This is a genomic window from Streptomyces sp. NPDC001668, assembly GCF_042893155.1.
In the GTDB taxonomy this organism is placed as follows: Bacteria; Actinomycetota; Actinomycetes; order Streptomycetales; family Streptomycetaceae; genus Streptomyces.
The window spans coordinates 186,371-212,222 of sequence record NZ_JBIAUQ010000004.1; the positions used below are offsets into that span (position 1 = coordinate 186,371).

Consider the following 25,852-nt stretch of genomic DNA (forward strand, 5'->3'; position numbering starts at 1 on the left):
AGGAGCAGACGCGTGGGCCACCCCTACCCGATTCGGGAAATCGCACGTCAGGCGGGGCTGAGCGAGGCCACCGTCGACCGGGTCCTGAACGGCAGGGGAGGGGTCCGGGAGAACACGGCCCGCGAGGTCCGCCAGGCCATCGCCGATCTGGACCGGCAGCGCACCCAGGTCCGGCTCGTCGGCCGCACCTTCATGATCGACATAGTGATGCAGACACCCGAACGCTTCTCCACGGCCGTCCGCGCCGCCCTGGAGGCCGAGCTGCCCGCGCTGCACCCCGCCGTCCTGCGCTCCCGCTTCCACTTCCGTGAGACCGGCCCCGTGACCGAGCTGACCGGGATCCTCGACCGGATAGCCCGGCGCGGGTCCCAGGGCGTGATCCTCAAGGCGCCGGACGTCCCCGAGATCACGGCGGCCGTCGGCCGGCTCGCGGACGCGGGCATCCCCGTGGTCACCCTGGTCACCGACCTGCCCTCCACGGCCCGCCTCGCCTACGTCGGCATCGACAACCGGGCCGCGGGGGCGACCGCCGCGTATCTGACGGGCCAGTGGCTGGGCGACCGCCCCGGGAACGTCCTCGCCAGCCTCAGCAGCGGGTTCTTCCGCAACGAGGAGGAGCGCGAGATGGGGTTCCGCAGTGCGATGCGGACCCACCACCCCGACCGTACGGTGGTCGAGATCGCCGAGGGGCAGGGGCTGGACGCCACGCAGTACGACCTCGTCAAGGCCGCGCTGGAGCGTGATCCGGAGATCCGCGCGGTGTACTCGATCGGGGGTGGCAACATCGCCACGCTTCAGGCGTTCGAGGATCTGGGCCGGGAGTGCGCGGTGTTCGTGGCGCACGATCTCGACCATGACAACGACCGGTTGTTGCGGGAGCACCGGTTGTCCGCCGTGCTCCATCATGATCTGCGGCAGGACATGCGGGAGGCGTGTCACATCGTGATGCGGGCGCACGGGGCGTTGCCGCCGGCGGGGCCGACCACGCCTTCGGCGATACAGGTGGTGACGCCGTACAACATGCCTTACTAGGGCCGGTGGTGCGGGCGCGCCGACACGGGAACGGTCCGGCCGCGGTCGGTTCGGCGGGCGTCATGCCGACACCGGCACCCACGAACCGCTCGCCGCCGACCGGGACATGGCGTCCAGTACGGCGGCACTGCGCACGGCGTCCTCCAGAGTGGCCCCGTACGAGGTGTCCTCGGCGACCGAGCGCAGGAAGCGGTACGCCTCCACCACCTTCAGGTCGTCGTAGCCCATGGCGTTGGCCGCGCCCGGCTGGAAGGCGCCGAACTCGCCGTCGCCCGGGCCGACATACACCGTGCCGACCGGCTGGTCCTGGTAGCCGGTGCCGCGGCTGAGGCCCAGCTCGCCCATGCGGCGGAAGTCCCAGAACACCGCGCCCTTCGTGCCGTGCACCTCGAAGCCGTAGTTGTTCTGCTCGCCGACCGAGACCCGGCAGGCCTCCAGGACACCCCGGGCGCCGGAGGCGAAACGCAGCAGGCAGTTGACGTAGTCCTCGTTCTCGACCGGGCCGAGCTCCCCGGTGGCCAGGGTGTGCCCGGCGGTCGCCCCGGTGGGGCGGGCGCGCTCCGGTACGAAGATCGCCGTGTCGGCCGTGAGCGACACGATGTCGCCCAGCAGGAAGCGGGCCAGGTCGGCGCCGTGCGAGGCGAGGTCGCCGAGCACCCCGCTGCCGCCCCGCTCGCGCTCGAAACGCCAGGTGAGGGCACCCTGCGGGTGGGCCGCGTAGTCACTGAAGAGCCGGACCCGGATGTGGGTGACCGCGCCGATCTCGCCGGCGGCGATCAGCTCGCGGGCGGTCTCCACGGCGGGCGCGTTGCGGTAGTTGAAGCCGACCGCGCTCCGCACCCCGGCTCTGGCCGCCGCGTCGGCCACCGCGCGGGCGTCCTCGGCGGTCAGACCCACCGGCTTCTCGATCCAGATGTGCTTGCCGGCCTCGGCCATCGCCACGCCGATCTCGCGGTGCAGGAAGTTCGGCGCGGTGATGCTGACGGCCTGCACACGCGGATCGGCAGCGACCTCGCGCCAGTCACGGGTCGTCGAGGCGAACCCGAACTGCGCGGCGGCCTCCTCCGCCCGCCCCGGCACGTCCTCGGCGACGGTCACGAGCCGCGGCCGCAGGGGAAGCAGGGGGTAGTGGTGCGGGACACGGGCGTACGCCTGGGTGTGCACCCGCCCCATCCAGCCGAATCCGACGACGGCGACACCGAGCGTATCGACCATGGGAAGCCCCTCTTTGGACCGGTCCATTCTTGTCCAGGTCACCTTGGGTGCCGCATTCCCTCGCTGTCAACCCTTTGACAAGCCGCACCGGCACATGGAACGGTCCATGGCCATGAGACCGCCGACGATCCGCGATGTGGCCGAGCGGGCCGGTGTGTCGAAGTCCCTGGTCTCGCTCGTACTGCGGGGCTCCGACCAGGTGCGCCCGGAGCGACGGGAAGCCGTGCTGCGGGCCGTGCGCGACCTCGGCTACCGCCCGAACGCCGCCGCCCGCAGCCTCAGCGAGCAGCGCACCCGCACGGTCGGCGTCCTCCTGAACGATCTGCGCAACCCCTGGTTCGTCGACCTGCTCGACGGCCTCAACTCCCTGCTCCACGACAACGGTCTGCGCATGCTCCTGGCCGACGCCCGCCTCAACCGCCGTACCGGACAGGATCCGGCCGGCCCCTTCCTGGACCTCGGCGTGGACGGCCTGATCGTGGTCGGCACCCTGCCCGACCCCACCGCGCTCGGGGCGGTGGCCGAACGCCTCCCGGTGGTCGTGGCCGGAGCGCGCGAGCCCGGGCTGCCGGGGGTGGACGTCGTCGCCAACGACGACGAGCGCGGCGCCCGCCTGGTCACCGAGCACCTGATCGGCCTGGGTCACCGCCGTGTCGCGCACATCGCGGGGTACGGGGCGGTCGGCGAGCTGCGCCGGACGAGCTTCGAGGCGACCATGCGGGCGCACGGCCTCGCCGCCGGGGCGGTCGTCGAGCCGAGCGACATGACCGAGGAGGGCGGCTACCGCACCACGGTCCGGCTGCTGAGCCGCCCCGACCGTCCTACGGCCGTCTTCGCCTTCAACGACATCGCCGCGATCGGCGCGGTCTCGGCCGCCGAGGAACTCGGCCTGAGCATCCCGCGCGACCTGTCCGTCGTCGGCTACGACAACACGAGCATCGCCCGGCTGCGCCATGTCTGGCTCACCACCGTGGACAACGCCAGCCACGAGGTCGGCCGGCGTGCGGCCCGCTGCCTGCTGGACCGGTTCGAGGGCCGTGGGGGAGCGGGGCGTACGGATCTCGCGGCGCCGGTGCTGGAGATCCGGGGGACCACGGCGGCACCGCCGGCCGGGGAGTGACGGTGCCCGCCGATCCCGGTCAGAGGTTGATCGCGTACGCCTTCCGCAGCGTCTCGTGCACCGTCCACGTCGTACGGTCGCCCTCGCGCAGTACGGCCATGTCGCCCGGCCCCACCTTCAGCGTCGGCCCGCCCTCCACCTCGATGGTGGCCGAGCCGCTGACGACGACGAACAGCTCGTCGGCCTCGGTGTCGGTGACGACGCCGGGGGTGATCTGCCAGATGCCCCGGATCTGACGTCCGTCCTGCGACTCCCAGACCACCTTCCCGGTCACCTCGGGCGTCCCGGAGACGATCTGCTCCCGGGCGAGGGGTTCGGATTCGAGTTCGGCGTCGGGGATGTGCAGTACGAAGCTGTGGTCCATGGAGCGACCCTAGCGAGACCGTTCCCGGGCCGACCGCCGACAGGGTGTGGAGTGTCGGCGCCGGTGGGAGGACACTCCGTCGCGAACTGGCGGCACCGCTTCGTCCGGGTGATCGTGGAGGGCATGGCGGACCCCCAGGTCGCCGCGTCCCGGGCGGACCGGCACGACACCCGCGAGGCCATCCTGTTCGGCGGGGTGTACGGCTCGGTCCTGGCCTGCTCCATGGTCGCCGCGCTCACCCAGTACGGGCACACCTCCCGGGACAGCCGCCGCTACGACGCCGCGTGGCTGTTGGTCACCGCCCTCGCCTCCGCCCTCGCACACGGCTACGCCCACTACATCGCCGAGCGCGCTCCGCACCGCCGTTGGGACGCCGTGCGCGTCCTGGCCGACGAGTGGCCCCTGATCGCGGCCGTCGTCCCCACGGTCGCTCTTCTGGCCGGGGCGGGTTGGGGCTGGTGGCCCGCGAACGGCGTCGAGTACGCGGCCTTCGTCCTCAACATCGCTCTCCTGTTCACTCTCGGGGTGGTCACGGCCCGCTGGTCGCACCGCGCGTGGGCGGCCGCGATCGGTATCGGGGTGGTGGACGCGATGCTGGGGGTGGTGGTCGTGGTGGCCAACGCGGTGATCAAGTAAGGGTGCGCGTGGGCCTGCGAGGCCGGCGCGATCGACTTCGGCGTGGAGCGACGTGACCCGCCCAGCGGTACCGGCAGGGCCTGACGATACAGCGGACAAAATTGTTGACAATCTTGTCTGGCTAGATTTAGGTTCGACAGGCACTCACTCAGGGAGGGCAACGATGCCGAAAGAAGCCCGTCCGAGCACCGGGGAGCAGGCCAAGCAGCACGCGCTCGCGCAGCTGCGGCAGGCGATCCTGCACGGCGAGATGGCACCGGCGCAGCGGCTGGTGGAGAACGAACTCGCCGAGCAGTTCGGTGTGACGCGGGCCAGCATCCGGGCCGCGCTGATCGATCTGGAGGCTCAGGGCCTCGTGGAGCGGATCCGCAACCGGGGTTCCCGGGTGCGGGTGGTGACCGTCGAGGAGGCGGTCGCCATCACCGAGTGCCGCATGGTCCTGGAAGGGCTGTGCGCGGCCAAGGCGGCGACCCTGGCCAGTGACGAGCAGCTCGCCGAACTGACCGAGCTGGGCACGGCGATGACCAAGGCGGTGGCCGACGGTGAGCCGTTGACCTACTCCGAGCTCAACCAGGAGCTGCACGCCAAGGTACGGGAGTTCTCCGGCCAGCAGACCGCCGTGGATCTGCTGGAGCGGCTCAACGCCCAACTGGTCCGGCACCGCTTCCAGTTGGCGCTTCGGCCGGGGCGCCCGCAGCACTCCCTGAACGAGCATCTGGCGATGATCGAGGCGATCAGGGCCAGAGACCCGCAGGCGGCCGAGAAGGCCGTCCGCGCCCACCTCACCAGCGTGATCGAGGCGCTGCGCGACTGAGCCGCGCGAGGCGGGCGCACCGCTGTCGACTCCAAGGAGATCCGAGCCATGACGCAGTCGGGCGCGCCCGCCGGCCCCCGTTCGACCCTTGTCATCACCGCGCACGCCGGGGACTTCGTGTGGCGGGCGGGCGGAGCCATCGCCCTGGCCGCTTCCCGGGGCGAGAAGGTCACCATCGCCTGTCTGACCTTCGGCGAGCGCGGGGAGTCCGCCAAGGCCTGGCGGGAGGGGAGGAATCTCGACGAGATCAAGGCGATACGCCGGGACGAGGCCGAGCGCGCCGCCGCCACCCTCGGCGCCGAGGTGCTGTTCTTCGACGCCGGCGACTACCCGCTGGTCGCCACCGCCGAGTTGACCGACAAGCTCGTCGGCGTCTACCGGGCCACCCAGCCCGACGTGGTGCTCACCCACCCGGTCGAGGACCCGTACAACGGCGACCACCCGGCCGCCCACCGCATGGCCCTGGAGGCCCGGGTCCTCGCCCAGGCCATCGGCTACCCGGGCGAGGGCGAGATCATCGGCGCCCCGCCGGTCTTCTACTTCGAGCCCCACCAGCCCGAGATGAGCGGCTTCAGGCCCGAGGTCCTCCTCGACATCACCGAGGTCTGGGAGACCAAGCGCACGGCCATGGAGTGCCTCGGCGCCCAGCGGCACCTGTGGGACTACTACACCGACCTCGCCGTGCGCCGGGGCGTCCAGCTCAGACGCAACGCGGGCCCGAACCTGGGCCTGGCCCACAAGACCATGGCCGAGGCGTACATGCGCCCCTACCCGCAGATCGCGAAGGAGCTGGCATGAGCGGCGTCATCGTCACCAACCCGCCGAAGGCGGACCTGAAGGACGTGGACGCACTCGCGCGGTACGGCGTTGCCACCGTCAGCGAGGCGATGGGCCGAACCGGCCTGCTGGGCCCGGAGATCCGCCCCGTCCAGCAGGGCGTACGGGTCGCGGGCACCGCGGTCACCGTCCTCAGCTGGCCCGGCGACAACCTCATGATCCACGCGGCCGTCGAGCAGTGCGGCGAGGGCGACATCCTGGTCGTCACCACCACTTCCCCGTGCACGGACGGCCTGTTCGGCGAGCTGTTCGCGACCGCCCTCAAGCAGCGCGGGGTGCGCGGGGTCGTCACCAGCACCGGCATCCGCGACACCCAGGAGCTGCGGGACATGGGCTTCGCCGCCTGGTCCCGCGCGGTCTCCTCGCAGGGCACCGTCAAGGCCACCGCCGGCTCGGTCAACGTGCCGATCGCCATCGACGGTCAGGTGATCGACCCGGGTGACGTGATCCTCGCCGACGACGACGGTGTCGTGGTCGTGCCGCGTGACCGGGCCGCCGAGACGGTGGCGAGGTCCGAGGCCCGCGAGGCCAAGGAGGCCGCCACCCGCGCCGCCTTCCTCGAGGGCCAACTCGGCCTGGACCGCTACGGGTTGCGCGAGACGCTGAAGAGGCTCGGGGTGGAGTACCGCACTTACGAGGAGTACACGGGAGACCGGTCGTGACCCCGCTGCCCGAGGAGGTGCCCTGCATGCTGATGCGGGGCGGCACTTCCAAGGGCGCCTACTTCCTCGCCGACGACCTGCCCGCCGAATCCGCCCCGCGTGACGACCTGTTGCTGCGGATCATGGGCAGCCCGGACGACCGCCAGATCGACGGCCTGGGCGGCGCGCACCCGCTCACCAGCAAGGTCGCCGTGATCTCACCGTCCGCCGACCCGAAAGCCGATGTCGACTACCTCTTCCTCCAAGTCGCCGTCGACCGCCCCGAGGTGAGCGACCGGCAGAACTGCGGGAACATCCTCGCCGGCGTCGGCCCGTTCGCCGTCGAACGCGGACTCGTCCCGGCGGGGCGGAAGGAGACCTCGGTCCGGATCCGCATGGTCAACTCCGGCGACCACGCCACGGCGACCTTCCCGACCCCCGGCGGTCGCGTCGACTACACCGGCGACGCGGAGATCTCGGGCGTGCCGGGGAGGGCGGCGCCCGTGGTGATCGAGTTCCCGCCGGGCGCAGGGGAGTTGCTCCCCACCGGCAACGCCGTCGACGTCATCGGCGGTGTCGAGGTGACCTGCGTGGACAACGGCATGCCGACCGTGCTCATCGCGGCGACCTCCCTGAAGGTCACCGGCTACGAACTGCCCCGGGACCTGGAGGAGGACGTGGCCCTGGCCGACCGCCTGCGCACCGTCCGGCTGGCGGCGGGGCGCCTGATGGGCCTCGGTGACGTGTCCGACGACACCGTCCCGAAGGTCACACTGCTTGCCCCGCCCCGGTACGGCGGCGCGGTCTCCACCCGCACCTTCATCCCCGTGCGCTGCCACACCTCCATCGGCGTTCTCGGCGCCGCGAGCGTGGCCGCGGGCCTGCGGATCGACGGCGGTGTGGGCGCCGGGCTCGTGGTGATCGGTCCCGGGAGCGACCGCGTCCGCATAGAACACCCCACGGGATTCCTGGACATCGAGAGCAGCCTGACCACCACCCCCGACGGCCTGCCCTCCGCCCGGCGCACCGCCGTGGTCCGGACGGCCCGCAAGATCTTCGACGGCACGGTCTTCCCCCGGGCCGCCGACCGACCCGCAGGAGCTCACCGATGACTCCACCGCTCGGCGACATCGCCCACATCGGCCACACCCAGCTGTTCACACCGGACCTGGACGCCAGCGTCGCCTTCTTCACCGACTTCCTCGGCCTGACGGTCAACGGCCAGGACGGCGACACGGTCTACCTGCGGACCTTCGACGACTACGAGCACCACAGCCTGGTCCTCACCGCCCGCGACCTGCCCGGCCTCGGCCGGCTCGCCCTGCGCACCTCCAGCGAGGAGGCACTTCACCGCCGTATCAAGGCGAACGAGGCGGCGGGCGGCACCGGCAGGTGGGCCGAGGACGAACCCGGCCTCGGCAAGCTGTACGTCACCACCGACCCGGACGGCCACGAGCACGCGCTCTACTGGGAGAGCGAGCACTACCGGGCCCCCGAGGAGCTCAGGCCCGCGCTGAAGAACCAGCCGCAGGCCAAGCCCAACAGGGGGGTCGGCGTACGGCGGTTGGACCACATCAACTTCCTCGCCGCCGACGTGCTCGCCAACGCCGAGTTCCAGCAGGACGTACTCGGCGCCCGGCCCACCGAGCAGATCCGGCTGGACAGCGGGAAGATCGCGGCGCGCTGGCTGACGTACACGAACAAGTCGTACGACGTCGTCTACACCTCGGACTGGACCGGCAGCCAGGGCAGGCTGCACCACATCGCCTTCGCCACCGACACCCGTGAGGACGTCCTGCGCGCGGCCGATCTCGCCATCGACACCGGGGTGTTCATCGAGACGGGCCCGCACAAGCACGCCATCCAGCAGACGTTCTTCCTCTACGTCTACGAGCCCGGCGGCAACCGTATCGAGCTGTGCAACCCGCTCACCCGGCTGGTGCTCGCGCCCGACTGGCCGCTCGTCACCTGGACCGAGGAGGAGCGCAAGAAGGGTCAGGCCTGGGGTCTGAAGACCATCGAGTCGTTCCATACGCACGGGACGCCACCGGTGGCCTGAGCTGCGCTCAGCGCGAGGTGCGAACCCCGTCCAGCGCGATCGACAGCACCCGGTCGCGCTGGCTGTCGTCGTCGAACGCCGTCGCCGTGATGCCGGCGACCATCCGCAGCAGATCGACGAAGTCCATGTCCCGCCGCGCCTGCCCCGCCTCCTGCGCCCGCTCGAACAGCGGTCCGCCCGCCGCGTACATCGACTCCCGGCACGCCGCGAAGATCTCCGACTCGTCGTTGAGCGCCTCGCGCACCGCCCGCTTGGTCACCATGTAGCCCGCGAACCGGTCGAGCCAGGCCGTGAGTGCCTCCCAGGGCTCCTGGCCGGCGAGCTCCTGGGCCGCCTCCACCAGGGTGTTCACCTCGTCCGCGTAGACGCTCTCGAAGAGATGCCGGCGGGTGGGGAAGTTCCGGTACAGCGTGCCGATGCCGACCCCCGCGCGCCGCGCGATGTCCTCCAGGGAGGCCTCCGCGCCGTGCTCGGCGAACGCCTCGCGCGCGGCGGCCAGCAGGGCGTCGTAGTTGCGGGCGGCGTCCTTCCGGTGCGGTCGGCGGGCCGCGACGATCTCGCTGACGGGGAACGGCGACGGGGCGGTCACGACTGCCTCCCGGGACAATGAAACGGAGGTGCACCTCCGGAACGGGTTGAAGCGGAGGGTTGCCTCCGTTAGAGTGGAGGCGTGCCTCCACTTTAGCAGTCGAGGTCGTCCATCGTCTTTCCGCGACCGCTTCCCACGAGGCCCCGGCCGCATCCCGTTCGTTCGGAGAGGCTCCTCATGCCCCGCAAGTCCACCCGCCTCACCTTCGCGGTCCTCGCGGCCGGTGCCGGCGTGTTCTCCATGCTCCAGTCGCTGATCGCGCCGGCCCTGCCGACCGTCCAGCAGGCGCTGCACACCTCGCAGTCCACCGCGACCTGGGTGATGACCGCGTATCTGCTGTCCGCCTCGATCTTCACGCCGATCCTCGGCCGGGTCGGCGACCTGATCGGCAAGAAGCGCACGCTGGTCGCCGTCCTGGTGACCGTGGCGGTCGGGTGTCTGCTCGCCGCGCTGGCGCCTTCGATCGGCGTCCTGATCGTCGCCCGCGTCGTCCAGGGCGTCGGCGGCGCCCTGTTCCCGCTCTCCTTCGGCATCATCCGCGACGAGTTCCACGCGTCCGAGGTGAGCGGCTCCATCAGCAACCTGTCCGCCGTCATCGCCGCCGGCGGTGGCGTCGGCATGGTCGCCGCCGGGCCCATCGTGACCGCGCTCGACTACCGCTGGCTGTTCTGGATCCCGGTCGCCATCGTGATCGCCGCGACGCTGATCGCCGTACGGTATGTGCCCGAGTCGCCCAACAGGGCGCAGGGGAACGTCAATTGGTCCGGTGCCGCGCTGCTGTCCGGGTGGCTGGTCGCGCTGCTGCTGCCGCTCAGCCAGGCCACCAGGTGGGGCTGGGGCTCGGCCCGGGTGCTCGGACTCTTCGCCGCGGCCCTCGTGCTGTTCGCGCTGTGGCTGTACTCCGAGGCCCGCTCGCGCACCCCGCTGATCGACCTGAAGGTGATGCGACTGCCGGCCGTCTGGACCACCAACGCCGCCGCGCTGCTCTTCGGCGCCGGGATGTACTCGATCTGGTCCTTCCTGCCGGGCTTCGTCCAGACGCCGTCGTCGGCGGGCTACGGCTTCGGCGCGAGCGTCACCGCGGCCGGGCTGCTCATGCTGCCGATGCTGGTGGCGATGTTCCTCTCCGGTGTGCTGAGCGGCCGTCTGGAGCCGGTCGTCGGCGCCAAGGCGCTGCTCACCACGGGTGCCGCGCTGGGTGCGGTGGCCTGCGGGTTCCTCGCCCTGTGGCACGACGAGCAGTGGCAGATCGCCGTGGTCGCGGGCCTGTTCGGCCTCGGCATCGGGCTCGCCTTCGCCTCCATGGCCAACCTGATCGTGGGCAGCGTCCCCGCCGACCAGACGGGCGCCGCGACCGGTATGAACGCCAACATCCGCACCATCGGCGGCTCCATCGGCGCGGCGGTCACCAGCGTCCTGGTCACCGGCCACCTGCAGCCCTCGGGACTGCCGTTCGAGTCCGGCTACACGCAGGGCTTCGCCCTGCTGGCCGCGCTGTGCCTGGCGGCGGCGCTGGCGGCCCTGCTCGTTCCGGTACGGCGGGCCGCGCGCCGGGTCGTCACCGGGACCACGGAGGTGCGCGAAACCGTCGCCACCCGGGGCTGACGTCCGGCCCGTCGGCCCGGCCGCGCGCGTGAGGTAGGGTTTACCTGCGCGATCACACGGGACGCCCGTGGACATCGCGGCCGGGACGTGGCGCAGCTTGGTAGCGCACTTGACTGGGGGTCAAGGGGTCGCAGGTTCAAATCCTGTCGTCCCGACGGTGACGAGCGGCGGGTCTGCCAGAAATGGCGGGCCCGCCGCTCGCGTTGGTCGGGCCTCTCGGACCTCTCGGACTCTTCAGGCCTCCTCGCGGATCAGCCCGGCGTAGGCGGCGCCCAGCCTGCTCGCGAGTTGTTCGACGCCGAGGGTGTCGAGGCCCCGCTGTCCGGAGACCGCGGCCCTGGTGGCCGAGCGTGCGGTGGCGAAGAGGGCCCAGGAGTCGGCCGTGTAGTCGGCCCGGTCCGGAGACCCGACCGCCTCCAGAGCGGCGCGGAGCGGTGTCGTGTCCACCCGTCCGTCCACGTCCCCGGAGATCGCGGTGAATCCGTCGAGGACGATCTTCCCGGACTTCAGGGTGAACGTCACCGTGTGCCGGCCGTCGGGCAGGCCGCGGAGGGAGTACGTCGCCTGGCGTTTGTCGGTGGCCGCGGTCCGAGCGTCGCGGACGACGGGCCGGCCGTCCACGGAGACGTCGAGGACGGCGCTTCCGTCGTTGCCGCCGATGACGTCGATGCCCGTGCCGCGGAACGGGACGGTGACGGTCGCACCGGCGGTGGTGGCGGTCGACGTCGACCGGTACCAGTTCATCGCGTCGCCGAGGGAGGCGTTGCGGCTCCAGGTGCCGTCGTAGCCGACGGAGCCGTCCATGTTGTCGGTCAGCGCGGTGGCGTACGGGGTGTATCCGGCGACCTTCTCGACCTTCAGGTTGTCGAACGCGGTCCGGTGGAAGTCGGTGCCGAGCTTGACGCGGCCCTCGGTCGCGGGCGTCGGGTCCTGGTAGGTGGTGACGGCCTGGCCGTCGACGTACGCGGTGACGGTCGCGCCCCTGGCCTCGACGGCGAGGCGGTAGCTGTCCGACGCGGCGACCGTCCCCGTCCGGATCGCGGTGCCGTACCTGGAGAAGGTCCACTTCCCGGACGGGCCGATCCCGATGCCGTACGCCGCGTCCGTCGCCGCCATGCCCTTCTGCTGGCGTACGCCCAGGGTGGCGAGGCCGCCCTGCGGGTCGGGGAAGGAGACGTCGACCGAGGCCTTGTAGTTCTCCCAACGGAAGTCGCCCACCGTGGTGTTGGGGGTGTTCCGGTTCCAGGCGCCGGTGTCCTTCATGGACTGGTCCAGGTACTGGTACAGGACGTTGTCACCGTCCGCGTCCTCGCCGACCTCCCACGCGCCGGTCTGGTCGACCAGGTAACGGGGCTGGTTGCCACGGGAGGCGAGGTACGGCTGAGTGACCGTGCGGGCGCCGTTGTCGGTGCCGACCTGGACCCGGCCCTCCTCCTCGTACCCGAAGTCGTCGGCGTACAGGACGCCGTCGCGGGTGTCGTGCCTCTTGCCGGTCGCGTCGGTGTCGAGCACCGTGCGGGCCGCGGTCCTGGGCAGGCGCTGGTTCGTCGCCTTGTCGTGGCTGCGGTCGAGGGTGGTGAACGTGACGATCGAGCGCGGCTTCACCGTGTACGTGTAGGAGCCGTCGGCGTCGGGGCGGATCTCGGCGGCGAGGTGTTTGAAGTTCGCGTCGTAGGCCTCGCCGGGGTCCGCCGCGCGGGTCTCCCAGACCTCCATGGCGGGGTCGGTGCCCAGGTCCATGTTCTCGGCCTTGATGCGGTAACTCCTCGCCCGGTCGCTGTCGTTGACGGCGATCGTGGAGAAGTCCCTCTTCTTCGGGTCGGCGAGCGTCATGTAGCTGGGCGCGCCGTTGGAGCCGTCGACGTTCTCGGTGCCGCCGGCCCCGCTGTAGCTCGCCTCCGGCACGGTGCGCCAGACGCCGGCCGTGTTGGTGTCGTTCTCCCAGCCGGTCCTGGCGAACTGGGTGAAGTGCTGCATCACGTACACGGCGGCGTCGTAGTGGATGCTCCCCGACCACGGGTCGCGGGCGCTGACCAGCTCCTTGTGGCTGTACTGCGCGCCCTCGTAGAAGGCCCCGATGGCCGGCTGGAAGATGTAGTGCGTGCGCTTGGAGTTGGCGTAGCTCTTCACGGAGCGGTTGGCGAGGTCGAGGGCGCTCTGGACACCGCCGATCCCGGTGCTCGCGCCGCCCGGGCCCTCGGTGTTGTTGACCCGGTAGTCCGTCCAGCCGAACGAGCCGACGCCCTCGCTGTACCAGACCTCCTTGTCCTCGCCCTCGGCGCTGTCACCGGTCGCGAGCTTCGTGTACGGCCGGTAGGTGGCGCTGTCGGGGGCGCCGTCGAGCCGGTCCTCGGTGGTGTAGTGGTAGCCCACCGCGTCGACCATGCCGAAGAGTTCGGTGTCCGTGAGCATCGCCGGGCCGATGTTCTTCGTGGTGTTCTCGTCCGAGGCGACGATCTTGATGTCGTGGTACGCCGTGGCGGCCGCTCTCTGCTGACGCGGTGTCAGGCCGTAGCGCGGGTCGGCGAATTCGGTGTCGTTCGTCAGTGCGTTCTTGTACCACTTGATGAAGGAGATGTCGGGCTTCGTGGTCTCGTTGGTGTCCGGATCGACGTAGTCGACCATGTACCCGTACTTCTGGTAAGCGTCGAGGATCGTCTCCTTGTACCACTTGTACATCTCGTCGGTGCCGGTGCCCTTGTTCCACTCGGTCTGGACCCACTGGGGCATGACCCAGCGCAGGATCGAGACCTTGAGCTTCGGGTTCACCGTCTTGGCGTCGGCGGCCAGTTGGAAGCCGGGGGACCGGGACGCGTCGGCGAGTTCGTCGGCCGTGCGCATGGTCGCCGGGTCGGAACCGGTCGAGGTGTTGGTGTCCGAACCCATCTCGATCTTGACATGGTTGATGAGCGGGTTCCTCCCGCCGAACAGCACCCTGACGAGCTGCCAGTAGCGGTCGGGGTGCTCCGCCTTGTAGTCCATCAGCAGGTTGCTCGTGCTGTTGCAGCTGAGCAGGCCGAGGCCCTTGTAGGTGAGGCCGTTCACATTGCCGGCGCGTACGTCGTTCCCGTCGACCACGATCTGCACGGGATCGTCCGCCGAGTGGGCGGCCGGGGCCGCGGTCACTCCTGCCGCCAGTGCCATGGTGGTCGCCGCGGCGAACGACGCCCAGCCGAATCTTCGCTCCATACCCATTCGGGGGACCGTAGGTGGCAAGCGCTTTCTACGTCAATCCCCTTGCGTCACCTGAGATTTGGCGGTTCCCGAGAGCAGCGGCCTGCCGAAAAACGCGTGGACCGCGAGGTGGCCGCCGCGGGACACTGCCGAACTCGGACCGCGACTCCCCAGACACACAGGGTTACGATGCAGACGCCTGAGGCTCAGAAGACCACACCGCGCAAGGGCGCGGTTCTCCTCGCACTTCGTTACTACGGACGGGAGTTGGCCCGCCTGCGCCGGCTGACCCTGCCCGCCATGCTGCTGTCCGCGCTGGGCAGCACCGGCATCAACTACATCGCGCCGCTGATCGTCGCGAAGCTCGCCGGCGACATCGCCGACGGCGACGAGTTCACCGTCGGCTCGGCGCTGCCGTACGTCCTGGGTTTCGCCGGTGTCCTGCTGCTCGCGGAAGCGCTGTGGCGGGTCGCCCTGCACTGCCTGAACCGTCTCGACGCGCTCGGCATCGAGCACCTCTACGTGATCGGGATGGACGAACTGTTCGCCAAGGACGCCACGTTCTTCCACGACAACTTCGCCGGATCGCTGACCAAGCGCGCCCTCAGCTTCGCCACCCGTTTCGAGCCGTTCGTCGACACCCTGGCCTTCCAGATCGTGGGCAGCCTGGTGCCGCTGCTGTTCGGTTCGGTGGTGCTGTGGCGCTACGAACCGCTGCTCGTCGTGGGGCTGTTGCTCATGATCGCGCTGACGGCGCTGTGCGCGGCGCCGCTCATCCGCCGCCGCCAGAGGCTCGTCGCCGAACGCGAGGCGGCGGTCGCCCGGGTGGCCGGCCACGTCGCCGACAGTCTGATGAACATGGACACGGTCCGGGCTTTCGGCGCCGAGGAACGCGAGGCCGCCGAACACCGCTCCCGCGTCGCGGACTCACGCCGGCTCACGCTCAGGTCGTGGGACTACGGCAACCTGCGCATCGACACCTTCGTCGCGCCGATGTCCGTGCTGACCAACGGGCTCGGGCTGCTGCTAGCGGTCGCCCTCGGCGGGGGCGAGCACGGTGTGGAGGCGGTCGTGGTCGCGTTCACCTACTACTCCAACGCGACCCGGATCATGTTCGAGTTCAACCAGATCTACCGGCGTCTGGAGAGCTCGATGACGGAGGCCGCGCAGTTCACCGAACTGCTGCTCACCCCGCCGACCGTACTCGATCCGCCGTCCCCCGAGCCGCTGCTGCCCGGCAGGGCCGACGTCCGCTTCGAGCAGGTGAACTTCGCCCACGCGGGCGCTGAGCTGCTCTTCGAGGGGCTCGACCTGTTCGTGCCCGGCGGGACGAAGGTGGGCCTCGTCGGCCGTTCGGGCGGTGGCAAGACCACGCTCACCCGGCTGCTGCTGCGGATGCAGGACGTCGACGGCGGCCGGATCCTGGTCGGCGGCCAGGACATCAGCAGGCTCCGCCAGACCGACCTGCGCAGTCTGATGGCCTACGTCCCGCAGGACCCGGCCATGTTCCACCGCACCCTGCGCGACAACATCGCCTTCGCCCGGCCGGACGCCACCGAGGCCGAGATCCGCCGCGCCGCCGAGGCGGCCCACGTCACGGAGTTCGCCGACGCCCTGCCGGAGGGCTTCGACACGCTGGTGGGGGAGCGGGGCGTGAAACTGTCCGGAGGGCAGCGCCAGCGCGTCGCCCTCGCACGGGCGATCCTGCGCGACGCGCCGATCCTGCTGCTCGACGAGGCGACCAGCGCACTGGACTCGGAGAGCGAGATCCTGGTCCAGGAGGCGCTGTGGCGGCTCATGGAGGGGCGGACGGCGCTCGTGGTGGCCCACCGGCTGAGCACGGTCGCCGGCATGGACCAGCTCGTCGTCCTCGACCGCGGCCGGATCGTCGAACAGGGCAGCCACCAGGAACTCCTCGCCCTGGACGGCCCGTACGCGAAGCTGTGGCACCACCAGTCGGGCGGGTTCCTGGAGGACGATCCCATGGAGGCCGAGTTGCACTGAAGGGGGCTCGGGTGGGCCGGCTGGACGGACCGGGCGGCGTGGGAGCAGGTCCACCGGTCCCTTCGCAGGGCGGTCCGGCCCTGCGAAGGGACCCGTGGGGCCCTGTGCGACAGGTGCGCGGTCCGGAAGGGTGAGAAGCTGAGCGAAGGGAGCGCTGCCCAAGATCCGGCTGAGCGTGGTGGTGAGCGCCGTGGTTTCAGGGGACAGGAGCACTCCGGTTCCGGCCGGAGGCCATGTCGATCCGCTCGGGGATCCGTTCCTGCGTACGAGATTCGCCGTACCGTCGAAGCCGGCCACCTTCCTGCGGCGCGCACGCCTGACCCGGCACCTCGGACAGGCGCTCGAGACCCCGTTGACCATGGTCAACGGCTCGGCCGGCGCGGGGAAGACCCTGTTGGCCGCCGACTGGACCGAGAGCCTGGACCGGCCGGTCAGCTGGCTCACCGTCGAGGCGGAGGAACAGCGTCCCGGCATGTTCTGGGCGTACTTCCTCCAGGCCCTGAACGCCTCCGGGACACCGCTGTCCGACCGCGTCCACTGCCCGGCGGACCCGAGCCGGGTGAGCCACCGGGTGCTCTCGGAGATCGCCGAGGATCTCGCCGGACGCGATCCGGCCCCCATCGTCGTGCTCGACGAGTTCGATCGGGTGCGCGCCTCCGAGGTTCCTGAACAGCTGGAGTTCGTGCTCCAGCACGCAGGCTCCGGTCTGCGCCTGGTCCTCGTCACCCGCAACGAGCCGATGTTCCCGCTGCACCGGTACCGGGCGGCCGGAGCCCTGACCGAGATCCGCGGCGCCGAGCTCGCCTTCACACCCGAGGAGGCGGCGGTCCTGCTGGAACTGCACGGACTGAGCCTTCCCGCGGGCGCCGCGCGCGCCGTGGTGGAGCGCACCGGCGGCTGGGCCGCCGGTCTGCGGCTGTGCGCCCTGGCCGCACAGGAGAGCCCGGACCCGGAGACGTACCTCAAGGAGTTCGAGGCCGACCGCAGTACGGTCGCCGACTTCCTGCTGGCGGAAGTGCTCAGACGCCAGTCGGAGGAGACCCAGGACCTCCTGCTGCGCGTCAGTGTTCTGGAGCGCTTCTGCCCCGATCTGGTGAACGAGCTGACCCACCGCACCGACGCCGGCCGCATCCTCGCCGAGCTGCATCGCGAGAACGCCTTCGTCGAACAGCTGGGACAGGGCTGGTACCGCCTGCACCCGCTGTTCGGGGAGATACTCCGGACCCATCTGCGGGTGCGCCACCCCGGGCTCGAACCCGGTCTGCACCGGTCCGCGGCCCGGTGGCTGCGGCGCCACGGCACCCTCCCGGAGGTGCTCGCCCACGGTGCCGCCGCCGAGGACTGGGACTTCACCGCCGGTGCCCTCGTCGACGACCTGGCCATAGGACACTTCTTCACCGCTCTGCGCTCCGACGACCTCAACGAGCTGTTCTCCCGGATGGCACCCGAGGCCAAGGGCCCCGCGACCGAGCTCGTCCGGGCGGCCCGCGACCTGGCGGACAGCGACCTCGACCGGGGCAGGGCCCACCTGCACCACGCCCAGGCGCGGCTGTCCGACGGGGCGGGCGATCCGGCGGTCGCCCAGTTGAGCTGTGCGCTCCTGGAGGCGGTGGCCGCCAGGCTGGCCGGTTCGCCGGAACAGGCCGAACGGGCCGCCGGGACCGCCGACGAGGTGCGGGCCGAGGTTCCCGCGCACCTGCTGGACAAGCACCCCGAACTGTCCGCGCTCCTGCTGACCCATCTCGGCTCCGCCCGGCTGTGGGCGGGGCGCTTCGAGGACGCGCGGGCCGCTCTGTCCGAGGCGGCCGACTGCCCCGGCGGGGTCTCGACGGTGCTGCCCCGGAAGGAGTCCCTGAGCCACCTGGCGCTGATCGACTACCTGGACGGCTGGCCCGGCAGGGCCGAGGACCGGGCGCTCGCGGCGGTGACCGAGACGGAGCGGTTCAGCCTTCCCCAGTCCTCCGGCTCCGGCATCGGGCGACTCGTGCTGGCCGCCGTGGCGGTCGACCGCAACGAACTGGGGCGGGCCCAGGCCCTCCTCGACGAGGCCGACGAGCTCACCGACGAGATCCAGGACCCGGTCAGGGCCGCCGGGCGGGCCATCGCCGCGGCCCGGCTCCAGCTGGCCCGGGGCGACCCGCGAGCGGCCGTGGAATCGGCGGACCCGGCCGTCTCCACCGCTGTCGTCTCACCGTGGGCCGACAGTCTGGAACAACTGGTCGCCTCCACCGCCCAGCTGGCGGAAGGACGGCCCGAGACGGCCGCCGAGCTGCTCCGGCACCTGCCCGACGACCAGCCGGCATGTGCCGTGGAAGCCGCGCGCATCCAGCTCGCCGCAGGACACCGGCGCGCCGCGATCGACCTGCTCGACAGCGTGTCGACCGAGAGCCGGCCAGGGCCCGCGGTGACCGTCCGGGCGGCGCTGGTGAGAGCTCAGGCCGCCCATGCGGCGGGGGAGGGGGAAGCCGCGCGCAGGTTCCTCGCACAGGCGCTCCTCGACGCCCGGCGCGAACGGCTCAGGCGCCCCTTCCTCGACGCGGGCCGGTGGATCAGACCGCTGCTTGCCGCCCCGCCGCTGCGGGAACTGGCCGTCGGCTGGCTCGTGCCCGGCCCGCCGGGCCGCGGCGGACCGGCCGCGGCGCACACACCTCCCGAACCGGTCGTCGTACAGGAACTGAGCGAACGCGAACGCGACGTCCTGGGGCGGCTGGCGCAGATGATGTCGACGCAGGAGATCGCCGCTGACCTGTACCTGTCGGTGAACACCGTCAAGACCCACCTCAAGAGCCTGTACCGCAAGCTGGCGGTGAACCGCCGCAGCGAGGCGGTCCGCCGCGCCCGGGGCCTGGGACTGCTGTGAGGGTCCGGCGGGTCGCCCGCGACGGGTGAGGCACGACGCGCCCCTTTCCGCTCTGCTGGGAAGGGCGGCCGCCTCCACCGCCGCTCCGGACCGACCTGGCGAGGTGGTCACATGAGACAGTGGCGCGCTCTGATCGTCCTGGGGACGGCTCAGTTCCTGATGGTCCTGGACACCTCGGTCATGAACGTCTCGATCAGTCAGCTGGTCGACGACTTCGACACCGAGGTCACCACCATCCAGGCCGTCATCACCCTGTACGCGCTGGTCATGGCCGCTTTCATGATCATCGGCGGCCGGCTCGGCGACATCCTGGGACGCCGTCGGCTCTTCTTCCTCGGGCTGATGGTGTACGCCACGGGATCGGCCCTGACCGCGCTGGCCCCCTCCGTGTGGGTCCTCGCCCTGGGCTGGTCGGTCATCGAGGGGCTCGGCGCCGCCATGGTGCTGCCCGCCATGGCCGCCCTCGTCGCGGAGTCCTACCGCGGGCCCGACCGGGCCGTCGCCTACGGCGTCATCGGCGGACTGGCCGGGGCCGGGATCGCGGTCGGTCCCCTGCTCGGCGGCTGGGTGACCACCTACCTCACCTGGCGGCTGGTGTTCGCCGGCGAGGTCGTGGTCGTGCTGGCCGTGCTGTGCTGCCGCCGCATGATCACCGAGTCCGTCCACACCGGCACCCGCCCCCGTCTGGACGGGGTCGGCGCCGCGCTGTCGGCCACCGGCCTGGCGCTCGGCGTGCTCGGGGTCCTCCAGAGCAGCACCTGGGGGTGGGTCTCGCCCCGCAACCCGCCCTTCACCGTCCTCGGCTTCTCCCCGACGCTGTTCGTCGTCGGGGCCGGAGTGGCCGTACTCTTCGGCTTCGTCCACTGGGAGCGGCGCAGGACGGCCCGGGGCGCCGATCCCCTCGTCCACCTGCCCCTGCTGCACCGGCCCGCGCTGCGCTCCGGTCTGCTGACCCTGCTGAGCCAGAACCTCATCCTGCTGGGGCTGTTCTTCGTCATCCCGCTGTACCTGCAGGTCGTGCAGGGCTTCAACGCCTTCCAGACCGGACTTCGGCTGCTCCCGGTCTCGGTCACCATGCTCGCGGCCTCCTTGCTCGCCTCCTCGCTCGGGCGGGCGGTCGGACCGCGCCGGATGGTCAGGCTGGCCCTCGTCACCTTGGTGGTCGCCGTCGTGTGGCTGCTGGCCACCATCGACCCGGTCATCGACGACGCGCAGTTCGCCGGCGCCATGGCCCTGGTGGGCGTGGGGACCGGCCTGCTCGCCTCGCAACTGGGCAACGTCGTGCAGTCCAGCGTCGGCGAGGAGGAACGCAGCGAGGTCGGCGGGCTGCAGTTCACGGCGCAGAACCTGGGCTCCGCGCTGGGCACGGCGCTGATCGGCTCGATCCTCCTCGGGGCGCTGGCCCACGCGTTCACCGCACAGGTCGCGGACGACCCGCGGCTCTCCGAACAGGCCCGCACGCAGACCGGCGTCGCCCTGGAGTCCGGGATCTCCTTCGTCACCACCGACCAGGTGCGCTCGGCCGCGGTGGACGCCGGACTGCCGCCCTCCGAGGTGGAGGCCGTCACGGACTCCTACGCCTCCGCACAGCTCGACGGTCTGAAGGCGGCGATCCTCGCCACCGGCGGCGTCACGCTGGTGAGTTTCCTCGTCACACCGAACCTCCCGGCCGGCCGCAAGGGCGGCACGAAGGCACACCATGCCGCCGCACCGGCCCCGGCGGCCGGATCGACGCGCTGACCCACAGGGAGCACCGATGTCCACGACCGACCACACGACGGTTCGTGGGCCCGACACCGGACGCCGGGCCCCCGCCGACTGCACCGGCGGTGTCTACGGGTCGATGCTCGCGGCCTCCGTGGTGATCGGCGCCGGCACCCTCGGTTCGTTCCCACGCCTGGAACTGGTGCTCCTGCTGCTGCTCACCGGCCTGGCGTTCTGGGTCGCGCATGTGCACGCCCAGCTGTTCGGGTCCCGGCTGGCGAAGGAGGCCCTGGATCGCCATGTCGTGTTCGACGCGTGCCGGGAGGAGTGGCCGATCGTCAAGGCGGCGGTACCGCCGGCCCTGGCGGTGGCGGTCAGTCCGCTGCTGGGTCTGGACGTGCAGGGCGCGCTCTGGCTGGCGCTCTCCGTCGCGGTCGCCGGACAGGTGGGATGGTCGATGGCCGCGGCCCGCCGCGCCGGTGCCTCCTGGCGCCTGGTCGCCGCAACCGCCACGGTCAACCTGCTGCTGGGACTGCTGATCATCTCCTTCAAGGTGTTCCTGAAGCACTGACCCGACCGCCGGACGGCGGTTCACCTCCGCCGGGTGAGGCCGCGGGCGCCCTCCGAGCCGACCATGGCAGTACACGGCACCGACCGCCTTGCCGGCCGCCCGCGGGAGTACAGCCCATGCGCTACGAGATCCGAGTCGACGGACACATGTCGGACACACTGGCCGAAGCCTTTCCCGAGCTGGAACGCGTGGTCATGTCCGGACAGACCGTCCTGTTCGGCGCCGTCGTCGACGAGGCGCACCTGTTCGGCCTGCTGGCCCGCTGCCAGTCGCTGGGCCTGCACGTGGTGGAGATGCGCCGGATGCCGGAGTGAGCGACCTGCCCGGCTCGCGGTCGCCGGTGTGACCGGCCGTTCCCGGCGCAGCGGCACGTCAAGGCGTGGGCAGCGGGGCACAGTCGAACGGTTCTGCGACTCCCCGGCGGCCGACCGGCTCACCGGTGGCGGCCACCAAGGATCCTCGCGACCCGGCCACGGCCTTCTCCGCCCTCACGGCCACCGACCCTCACCAGCGCGAGACCCACCCCGCCACCGCCTACGAGACCGTCGCCGGCCTGCACAACCGGCTCGCCCTCACGGACCCGCTCGACCCCACGACACGGCCGTACCACTCCCGCCCCTTCCAGGTCCTGCGCGCGGACCGCTTCGCACAGGCCCTCCTGTCCGGCGTCACGGACCCGGCGATCCGGGAACTGCCGCTGCCGGGACCACCGGACACCGAACCGGAGAACGCGCCCCACCCATAAAGCCCCCGGTCACCAGCTGATCGCGGCCGCCACCGGACGGTGGTCGCTCCCGGTCGCCGGAAGCACCCAGGAACCCCTCGGGTCCACTCCACGCACCAGGATCTGGTCGACCGCGGCTCACCGCGCCCCTCAGAGATTCTCCGCGGTCACCCGGCCGGAGCGCACCGCGGCCGCCAGTGCCTCGAAGTCCCGTTCGTTCTGGTCGGCGTAGGACTGGGCGAACTCGGTGAGGGCACGGTCGAAGCGGTTGCCGGAGCCCAGGTAGGCGGCGATGGCGATCGGGTCACCGGAACGGGCGTGGGCCCGGGCCAGCGAGGAACCGCACAGCCGGGCGAACAGCCCGAGCAGGCCGGGGTCCATGGTCTCCGGCCGGGCGATGCCCTTCCAGTCCCGCAACTGCCGTACGTAGAAGTCGCGTTCGTTGCCGTCGAGGCCCACCACGTGCGTCCAGCCGAGGAAGATGTCACTGGTGGTCTGGATCAGGCGCTGGCCGCTCACGACCCGGCGGCCCTGGTTGTCGTAGCGGTCGCCGCCGGTCTGGGCGGACAGGACCGAGGGCTGGGCCTCCTTGGCCTGGAGCAGCAAGGGGTCGTCGTCGTCCCTGCCGAGCAGGAGCACGATCCAGCAGCGGGTGCCGACACTGCCCACCCCCACCACCTTGCGGGCCATGTCCACCAGACGGAAGTGGTGCAGCAGGTGCCGGCGTTCGGACGGCAGGGTGCGCGCGTACCCCTCCAGAACGGCCTGGAGCTCCTTCTCCTGCTGGTTGTCCGTCGTGTCGGCCAGCAGATCCCTCAGCGGTGTGATCAGAGGCGGGTCCGCGGCGATCCGGCGGCCCTCGGGCGTGCTCCGCGTGAGCTTCGCGAAGGCCTGGAGATGCGTGCGGGTGCGGGCCTGCGCCGTGGCCCGGGCGGTACGGCGCCTGGCCTTCTTGTCCATCGAGGACGCCAGCAGCGCCCGGAGATGGTCGGCGTCGTCCTGGGCGTACCAGACGTCCAGGGTGCGCATGCCCGCGAACTCGCGCATCCGCTCCCGGTAGGCCCGGGCGCAGGTCCGCACGAGGACGTTCTGCTCCTTGCGGGAGAAGCCGTTCGCCCGGCCCGCGATCGCGAAGCTGGTGGCCAGGCGCTTGACGTCCCATTCGAAGGGCCCGGGCAGCGTCTCGTCGAAGTCGTTGATGTCGAAGACCAGATGACGCTCCGGCGAGGCCAGCAGCCGGAAGTTCAGCAGATGGGCGTCCCCGCACAACTGCACCCGCAGGCCCGTGTTCGGGACGGCCCCCAGATCCGCCGCCATGATCGACGCGGCGCCCCGGTAGAAGCGGAACGGCGACTCGAGCATCCGGCCGTAGCGGATGGGCACCAACTCCGGTACCCGCGTGGCCGACTGACCCTCGATCACCTCCACGGGGTCGAAGCGCTCGCGGCCCGCCTCGAAGAACCCGTGGCTCGAACGGGGCGCATGGGCACGGGCGCCGGTGCCGAGCGCCGCCCGTTCGGCCGGCGACAGAAAGACCGTGAGAGAGTTCGGTGCGGTCATGACGGAACCTCCTGGCTCGACGACGAGGCCCCGCCCCCGCGACCGGCGGCCCGCGCACGGCCGTGCTCCGTCCCGGCTGCCGGGAGAGCGCTCATCTCGTCTCTCTTCGTCGGTGCCGCCGCGGCGGCGTACGACCTCGCATCCCAGCCCACCGGCGCCGCGAGGCCGGCGGATCACCCGTGGGGGGTGACCCGGCCGCCGGCGCCACGCGGGACGCTGGCCGCCTGAGGGTCCGCGCGCACACCGCTCCGGGTGGTGCGCGGACGACCGGTTCGACCGGGCGAGGAGGAGCCATGACCCTGCCGCGTGGTCCGGCATCAGGTACCGCCGCGGAGCACCGTCCCGACGGGGCCGATCCCTACGGCACGGCCGGTGGCCCGGACGTGCTGGAGCGAATCGGCCGTTCCTGGACCTGGATCCTCGGTTCCGCGATCGCCACGCTCGTGCCGGGCGTCCTCGTGCTGGTCTGGCCGGACGAGACCCTCCATGTCCTCGCCGTCCTCATCGGCCTGCACCTGCTGGTGAGCGGGGCATTCCGGTTCGTCGGCGTCTTCGCCCGGACCGGACCCGGCGAACGGCTCCCCGGGCTGCTCATGGCCGTGCTGTACGTCCTCGCCGGAGTGCTGTGCCTGCGCAACCCGCTGCAGACCATCGCCGCGCTCTCCCTGGTCGTCGGAGTCGTCTGGCTGGTGTCCGGGATCCTCACCCTGTACACGGCGCTCGCCGCCGAGGACCTGCCGCACCGCGCCTTCGTCCTGGGCGCGGCGGTGATCGCCGTCGTCGCCGGGATCGTGGTGCTGGCCCTGCCGGCCGAGTCGGCCCGTGCGCTGACCCGGCTGCTCGGCCTGTGGCTCGTGCTGCTCGGCCTGTTCGAGCTGGTGCTCGCCCTCGCCTGGCGGGCCGCGCTGCGGCGATCCGGCGGCACCGAACTCCACGAGTCCCCGGCGGACGTCTGAGACCGTGCCCGGTCCGCCGGGCACCACGAGGGAGACCCCATGAATCCCGCCTCGACCTCCAGAACGCCGGGCTCCGGCGCGGACACCGGCCACTCCGTGACCGCCGAGGAACACGCGGAGTACCGGCGGCTGCGCCGCGCCGCGAAGGTCCGGCACCGGCGATCGCGCCGTGCGGGGGCCATGGTCCTGCTGGTCCTGACGCTGCTGCTCGCACCGCTCGCCCTGGTCGCGACCTGGGTGCACGACCAGGTCTCCGACACCGACCGGTATGTGCAGACCGTCGCGCCACTGTCCGCGGACCCGGACGTGCAGAACGTCGTCATCGACCGGCTCACCGACCGCGTGGTGGCCCGGGTCGACGTGGCAGCGGTCACGGCCGCGCTCACCAGGACACTGGCGGAGAACGGGGCACCGCCCCGCGTGGTCGAGGGGGCGAAGTCGCTCACCTCACCCCTGCGCTCCGCGGTGCACACCGTCGTGCACCGGAGCGTGAGCCGTGTGGTCACCAGCGAGGTGTTCCAGCAGGCATGGGAGGGCGCCAACCGGCGGGCCCATGCCACGGTGCTGAACATGCTCACCGGTGAGCGCGACGGCGCGGTGCGGGCCGAAGGGGACACGGTGCAGCTGGACATCGGCGTCGTCGTCGACCAGGTGCGGCAACGCCTCGTCGACGCCGGCTTCGACAAGGCCGCCGCCATCCCGGACACCGACCGCACGGTCACCCTGTTCCGCGCCGAGCAACTGGCCAAGGCCCAGGACGCCATGCGCCTGCTGGACATCGTCGGCACCTGGCTGCCCGTCCTGACCCTCGCCCTCGCCGCCCTCACCGTGTGGGTCGCTCCCGGACACCGGCTGATGGTGATGATCACCGCCCTGGGCGTCGGCCTGATGGCGGTGCTGCTGCTCGTCGCGCTGGTCGTGGTGCGGCGGGTCTACCTCGACTCCGTTCCCTCGGCGACGCTGCCACCCGACGCCGCCGCGGCGATCTTCGACACCTTCGTCCGCTTCCTGCGCGCCGCCGCCCGTACCCTCCTCGTCGTCTGCCTGCTCACGGCCCTGACCGCGTACCTGTACGGTCCCGGACGGGTCGCCCGCGGCGTGCGCACCCAGGCCCGGCGCGGGGCCTCGGACGCCGGGCGCGCACTGCGCCGCGAAGGCCTGACCACCGGGCTGACCGGACACTGGCTGTCCGCCCACCAGCGGTGGACCACCGGTGTCACCATCGGGGCCGGCGCCCTCGCGCTCGTGCTGTGGAACCACCCCACCGTCGGCGCGGTCGTCCTGGTCCTCGTCCTGGTCGTGGTGGTGCTGGCCGTCCTGGCGGTGCTCGCCGCCGCACAACCGGCCCCGGACACCGCCGACCGACCGGGGCCCGCGGCCGCGTGAG

Annotated in this window: 22 protein-coding genes and 1 tRNA gene; 18 read left to right on the forward strand and 5 right to left on the reverse strand. The window is 71.6% G+C overall.

The annotated features are described in order from the left end of the window. Positions 1-12 precede the first annotated feature (12 nt). The gene (locus ACFYZ8_RS14240; RefSeq protein WP_359030036.1) at positions 13-1,032 is read left to right on the forward strand and encodes a LacI family DNA-binding transcriptional regulator; all 1,020 of its coding nucleotides are present in this window, start codon (positions 13-15) and stop codon (positions 1,030-1,032) included. Between the two features lie 60 nt (positions 1,033-1,092). Here the strand turns inward: ACFYZ8_RS14240 and ACFYZ8_RS14245 are convergent, their stop codons facing one another. Further along, on the reverse strand, positions 1,093-2,247 hold the full coding sequence (locus ACFYZ8_RS14245; RefSeq protein WP_388532529.1) for a Gfo/Idh/MocA family protein: 1,155 nt from the start codon (positions 2,245-2,247) through the stop codon (positions 1,093-1,095). A 112-nt stretch (positions 2,248-2,359) separates the two neighbouring features. Here ACFYZ8_RS14245 and ACFYZ8_RS14250 point away from each other — a divergent pair, with 112 nt between their 5' ends. Then, positions 2,360-3,367, forward strand: a complete 1,008-nt coding sequence (locus ACFYZ8_RS14250) for a LacI family DNA-binding transcriptional regulator (protein WP_359030037.1) — start codon at positions 2,360-2,362, stop codon at positions 3,365-3,367. A gap of 19 nt (positions 3,368-3,386) precedes the next feature. Here ACFYZ8_RS14250 and ACFYZ8_RS14255 read toward each other — a convergent pair whose 3' ends face one another. Next, positions 3,387-3,731 (reverse strand): cupin domain-containing protein, encoded by a 345-nt coding sequence (locus ACFYZ8_RS14255; protein WP_352380520.1) that lies wholly within the window; start codon positions 3,729-3,731, stop codon positions 3,387-3,389. Between the two features lie 123 nt (positions 3,732-3,854). Here ACFYZ8_RS14255 and ACFYZ8_RS14260 point away from each other — a divergent pair, with 123 nt between their 5' ends. The 6 genes from ACFYZ8_RS14260 (at position 3,855) to ACFYZ8_RS14285 (ending at position 8,718) form a co-directional block, all read left to right on the forward strand. Further along, on the forward strand, positions 3,855-4,367 hold the full coding sequence (locus ACFYZ8_RS14260) for a hypothetical protein (RefSeq protein ID WP_388533730.1): 513 nt from the start codon (positions 3,855-3,857) through the stop codon (positions 4,365-4,367). Between the two features lie 163 nt (positions 4,368-4,530). Next, positions 4,531-5,181: a GntR family transcriptional regulator gene (locus tag ACFYZ8_RS14265; protein WP_388532531.1), complete on the forward strand. Its 651-nt coding sequence runs from the start codon at positions 4,531-4,533 to the stop codon at positions 5,179-5,181. 48 nt (positions 5,182-5,229) lie between these two features. After that, entirely contained in the window at positions 5,230-5,979 is a 750-nt protein-coding gene (locus tag ACFYZ8_RS14270) for a PIG-L deacetylase family protein (protein ID WP_359030011.1), read from the forward strand. After that, the gene (locus ACFYZ8_RS14275) at positions 5,976-6,680 is read left to right on the forward strand and encodes a 4-carboxy-4-hydroxy-2-oxoadipate aldolase/oxaloacetate decarboxylase (RefSeq protein ID WP_359030012.1); all 705 of its coding nucleotides are present in this window, start codon (positions 5,976-5,978) and stop codon (positions 6,678-6,680) included. Before ACFYZ8_RS14270 ends, ACFYZ8_RS14275 begins: the two co-directional genes overlap by 4 nt. Positions 6,681-6,706: 26 nt before the next feature. Beyond that, positions 6,707-7,771 (forward strand): 4-oxalomesaconate tautomerase, encoded by a 1,065-nt coding sequence (locus ACFYZ8_RS14280; RefSeq protein WP_388533733.1) that lies wholly within the window; start codon positions 6,707-6,709, stop codon positions 7,769-7,771. Then, the gene (locus ACFYZ8_RS14285; protein ID WP_388532534.1) at positions 7,768-8,718 is read left to right on the forward strand and encodes a catechol 2,3-dioxygenase; all 951 of its coding nucleotides are present in this window, start codon (positions 7,768-7,770) and stop codon (positions 8,716-8,718) included. Before ACFYZ8_RS14280 ends, ACFYZ8_RS14285 begins: the two co-directional genes overlap by 4 nt. Positions 8,719-8,725: 7 nt before the next feature. On the opposite strand, the gene ACFYZ8_RS14290 is transcribed toward ACFYZ8_RS14285, so the two are convergent. Beyond that, a complete protein-coding gene (locus ACFYZ8_RS14290; protein ID WP_359030014.1) occupies positions 8,726-9,307 on the reverse strand; it encodes a helix-turn-helix domain-containing protein in 582 nt (193 codons plus the stop codon). 177 nt (positions 9,308-9,484) lie between these two features. Here ACFYZ8_RS14290 and ACFYZ8_RS14295 point away from each other — a divergent pair, with 177 nt between their 5' ends. Next, positions 9,485-10,912 (forward strand): MFS transporter, encoded by a 1,428-nt coding sequence (locus tag ACFYZ8_RS14295; RefSeq protein WP_388532536.1) that lies wholly within the window; start codon positions 9,485-9,487, stop codon positions 10,910-10,912. A gap of 81 nt (positions 10,913-10,993) precedes the next feature. Next, a tRNA-Pro gene (locus ACFYZ8_RS14300) sits at positions 10,994-11,067 on the forward strand. Between the two features lie 79 nt (positions 11,068-11,146). Here the strand turns inward: ACFYZ8_RS14300 and ACFYZ8_RS14305 are convergent. Next, positions 11,147-14,107, reverse strand: a complete 2,961-nt coding sequence (locus ACFYZ8_RS14305; protein WP_388532538.1) for a GH59 galactosidase — start codon at positions 14,105-14,107, stop codon at positions 11,147-11,149. A 168-nt stretch (positions 14,108-14,275) separates the two neighbouring features. Here ACFYZ8_RS14305 and ACFYZ8_RS14310 point away from each other — a divergent pair, with 168 nt between their 5' ends. From ACFYZ8_RS14310 to ACFYZ8_RS14335, 6 genes are all read left to right on the forward strand, one after another. Further along, positions 14,276-16,090, forward strand: coding sequence for an ABC transporter ATP-binding protein (locus tag ACFYZ8_RS14310; RefSeq protein ID WP_359030017.1), 1,815 nt, complete (start codon positions 14,276-14,278; stop codon positions 16,088-16,090). A 175-nt stretch (positions 16,091-16,265) separates the two neighbouring features. Beyond that, a complete protein-coding gene (locus ACFYZ8_RS14315; protein ID WP_388532540.1) occupies positions 16,266-18,950 on the forward strand; it encodes a LuxR C-terminal-related transcriptional regulator in 2,685 nt (894 codons plus the stop codon). Between the two features lie 111 nt (positions 18,951-19,061). Next, the gene (locus ACFYZ8_RS14320; protein WP_359030019.1) at positions 19,062-20,690 is read left to right on the forward strand and encodes an MFS transporter; all 1,629 of its coding nucleotides are present in this window, start codon (positions 19,062-19,064) and stop codon (positions 20,688-20,690) included. 16 nt (positions 20,691-20,706) lie between these two features. Next, entirely contained in the window at positions 20,707-21,225 is a 519-nt protein-coding gene (locus ACFYZ8_RS14325) for a hypothetical protein (protein ID WP_388532542.1), read from the forward strand. A 116-nt stretch (positions 21,226-21,341) separates the two neighbouring features. Next, the gene (locus ACFYZ8_RS14330; RefSeq protein ID WP_388532544.1) at positions 21,342-21,539 is read left to right on the forward strand and encodes a hypothetical protein; all 198 of its coding nucleotides are present in this window, start codon (positions 21,342-21,344) and stop codon (positions 21,537-21,539) included. A gap of 125 nt (positions 21,540-21,664) precedes the next feature. Beyond that, entirely contained in the window at positions 21,665-21,970 is a 306-nt protein-coding gene (locus tag ACFYZ8_RS14335; RefSeq protein ID WP_388532546.1) for a hypothetical protein, read from the forward strand. 129 nt (positions 21,971-22,099) lie between these two features. Here ACFYZ8_RS14335 and ACFYZ8_RS14340 read toward each other — a convergent pair whose 3' ends face one another. Beyond that, a complete protein-coding gene (locus ACFYZ8_RS14340; protein ID WP_388532548.1) occupies positions 22,100-23,509 on the reverse strand; it encodes a DUF2252 domain-containing protein in 1,410 nt (469 codons plus the stop codon). A 293-nt stretch (positions 23,510-23,802) separates the two neighbouring features. Here ACFYZ8_RS14340 and ACFYZ8_RS14345 point away from each other — a divergent pair, with 293 nt between their 5' ends. Together ACFYZ8_RS14345 and ACFYZ8_RS14350 are read left to right on the forward strand one after the other, a co-directional pair. After that, positions 23,803-24,465, forward strand: coding sequence for an HdeD family acid-resistance protein (locus tag ACFYZ8_RS14345; protein ID WP_388532550.1), 663 nt, complete (start codon positions 23,803-23,805; stop codon positions 24,463-24,465). Between the two features lie 39 nt (positions 24,466-24,504). Continuing rightward, positions 24,505-25,851 (forward strand): hypothetical protein, encoded by a 1,347-nt coding sequence (locus tag ACFYZ8_RS14350; protein ID WP_388532552.1) that lies wholly within the window; start codon positions 24,505-24,507, stop codon positions 25,849-25,851. Position 25,852 lies beyond the last annotated feature (1 nt).

What these genes read in the sequence shown, in the direction of transcription:
- ACFYZ8_RS14280 (WP_388533733.1), top strand. Translation starts at nt 6,707, where the DNA reads ATGCTGATGCGGGGCGGCACTTCCAAGGGCGCCTACTTCCTCGCCGAC.
- ACFYZ8_RS14285 (WP_388532534.1), top strand. Translation starts at nt 7,768, where the DNA reads ATGACTCCACCGCTCGGCGACATCGCCCACATCGGCCACACCCAGCTG.
- ACFYZ8_RS14350 (WP_388532552.1), top strand. Translation starts at nt 24,505, where the DNA reads ATGAATCCCGCCTCGACCTCCAGAACGCCGGGCTCCGGCGCGGACACC.
- ACFYZ8_RS14275 (WP_359030012.1), top strand. Translation starts at nt 5,976, where the DNA reads ATGAGCGGCGTCATCGTCACCAACCCGCCGAAGGCGGACCTGAAGGAC.
- ACFYZ8_RS14320 (WP_359030019.1), top strand. Translation starts at nt 19,062, where the DNA reads ATGAGACAGTGGCGCGCTCTGATCGTCCTGGGGACGGCTCAGTTCCTG.
- ACFYZ8_RS14265 (WP_388532531.1), top strand. Translation starts at nt 4,531, where the DNA reads ATGCCGAAAGAAGCCCGTCCGAGCACCGGGGAGCAGGCCAAGCAGCAC.
- ACFYZ8_RS14255 (WP_352380520.1), bottom strand. Translation starts at nt 3,731, where the DNA reads ATGGACCACAGCTTCGTACTGCACATCCCCGACGCCGAACTCGAATCC.
- ACFYZ8_RS14295 (WP_388532536.1), top strand. Translation starts at nt 9,485, where the DNA reads ATGCCCCGCAAGTCCACCCGCCTCACCTTCGCGGTCCTCGCGGCCGGT.
- ACFYZ8_RS14270 (WP_359030011.1), top strand. Translation starts at nt 5,230, where the DNA reads ATGACGCAGTCGGGCGCGCCCGCCGGCCCCCGTTCGACCCTTGTCATC.
- ACFYZ8_RS14245 (WP_388532529.1), bottom strand. Translation starts at nt 2,247, where the DNA reads ATGGTCGATACGCTCGGTGTCGCCGTCGTCGGATTCGGCTGGATGGGG.
- ACFYZ8_RS14340 (WP_388532548.1), bottom strand. Translation starts at nt 23,509, where the DNA reads ATGACCGCACCGAACTCTCTCACGGTCTTTCTGTCGCCGGCCGAACGG.
- ACFYZ8_RS14345 (WP_388532550.1), top strand. Translation starts at nt 23,803, where the DNA reads ATGACCCTGCCGCGTGGTCCGGCATCAGGTACCGCCGCGGAGCACCGT.
- ACFYZ8_RS14325 (WP_388532542.1), top strand. Translation starts at nt 20,707, where the DNA reads ATGTCCACGACCGACCACACGACGGTTCGTGGGCCCGACACCGGACGC.
- ACFYZ8_RS14260 (WP_388533730.1), top strand. Translation starts at nt 3,855, where the DNA reads ATGGCGGACCCCCAGGTCGCCGCGTCCCGGGCGGACCGGCACGACACC.
- ACFYZ8_RS14330 (WP_388532544.1), top strand. Translation starts at nt 21,342, where the DNA reads ATGCGCTACGAGATCCGAGTCGACGGACACATGTCGGACACACTGGCC.
- ACFYZ8_RS14305 (WP_388532538.1), bottom strand. Translation starts at nt 14,107, where the DNA reads ATGGGTATGGAGCGAAGATTCGGCTGGGCGTCGTTCGCCGCGGCGACC.
- ACFYZ8_RS14310 (WP_359030017.1), top strand. Translation starts at nt 14,276, where the DNA reads ATGCAGACGCCTGAGGCTCAGAAGACCACACCGCGCAAGGGCGCGGTT.
- ACFYZ8_RS14250 (WP_359030037.1), top strand. Translation starts at nt 2,360, where the DNA reads ATGAGACCGCCGACGATCCGCGATGTGGCCGAGCGGGCCGGTGTGTCG.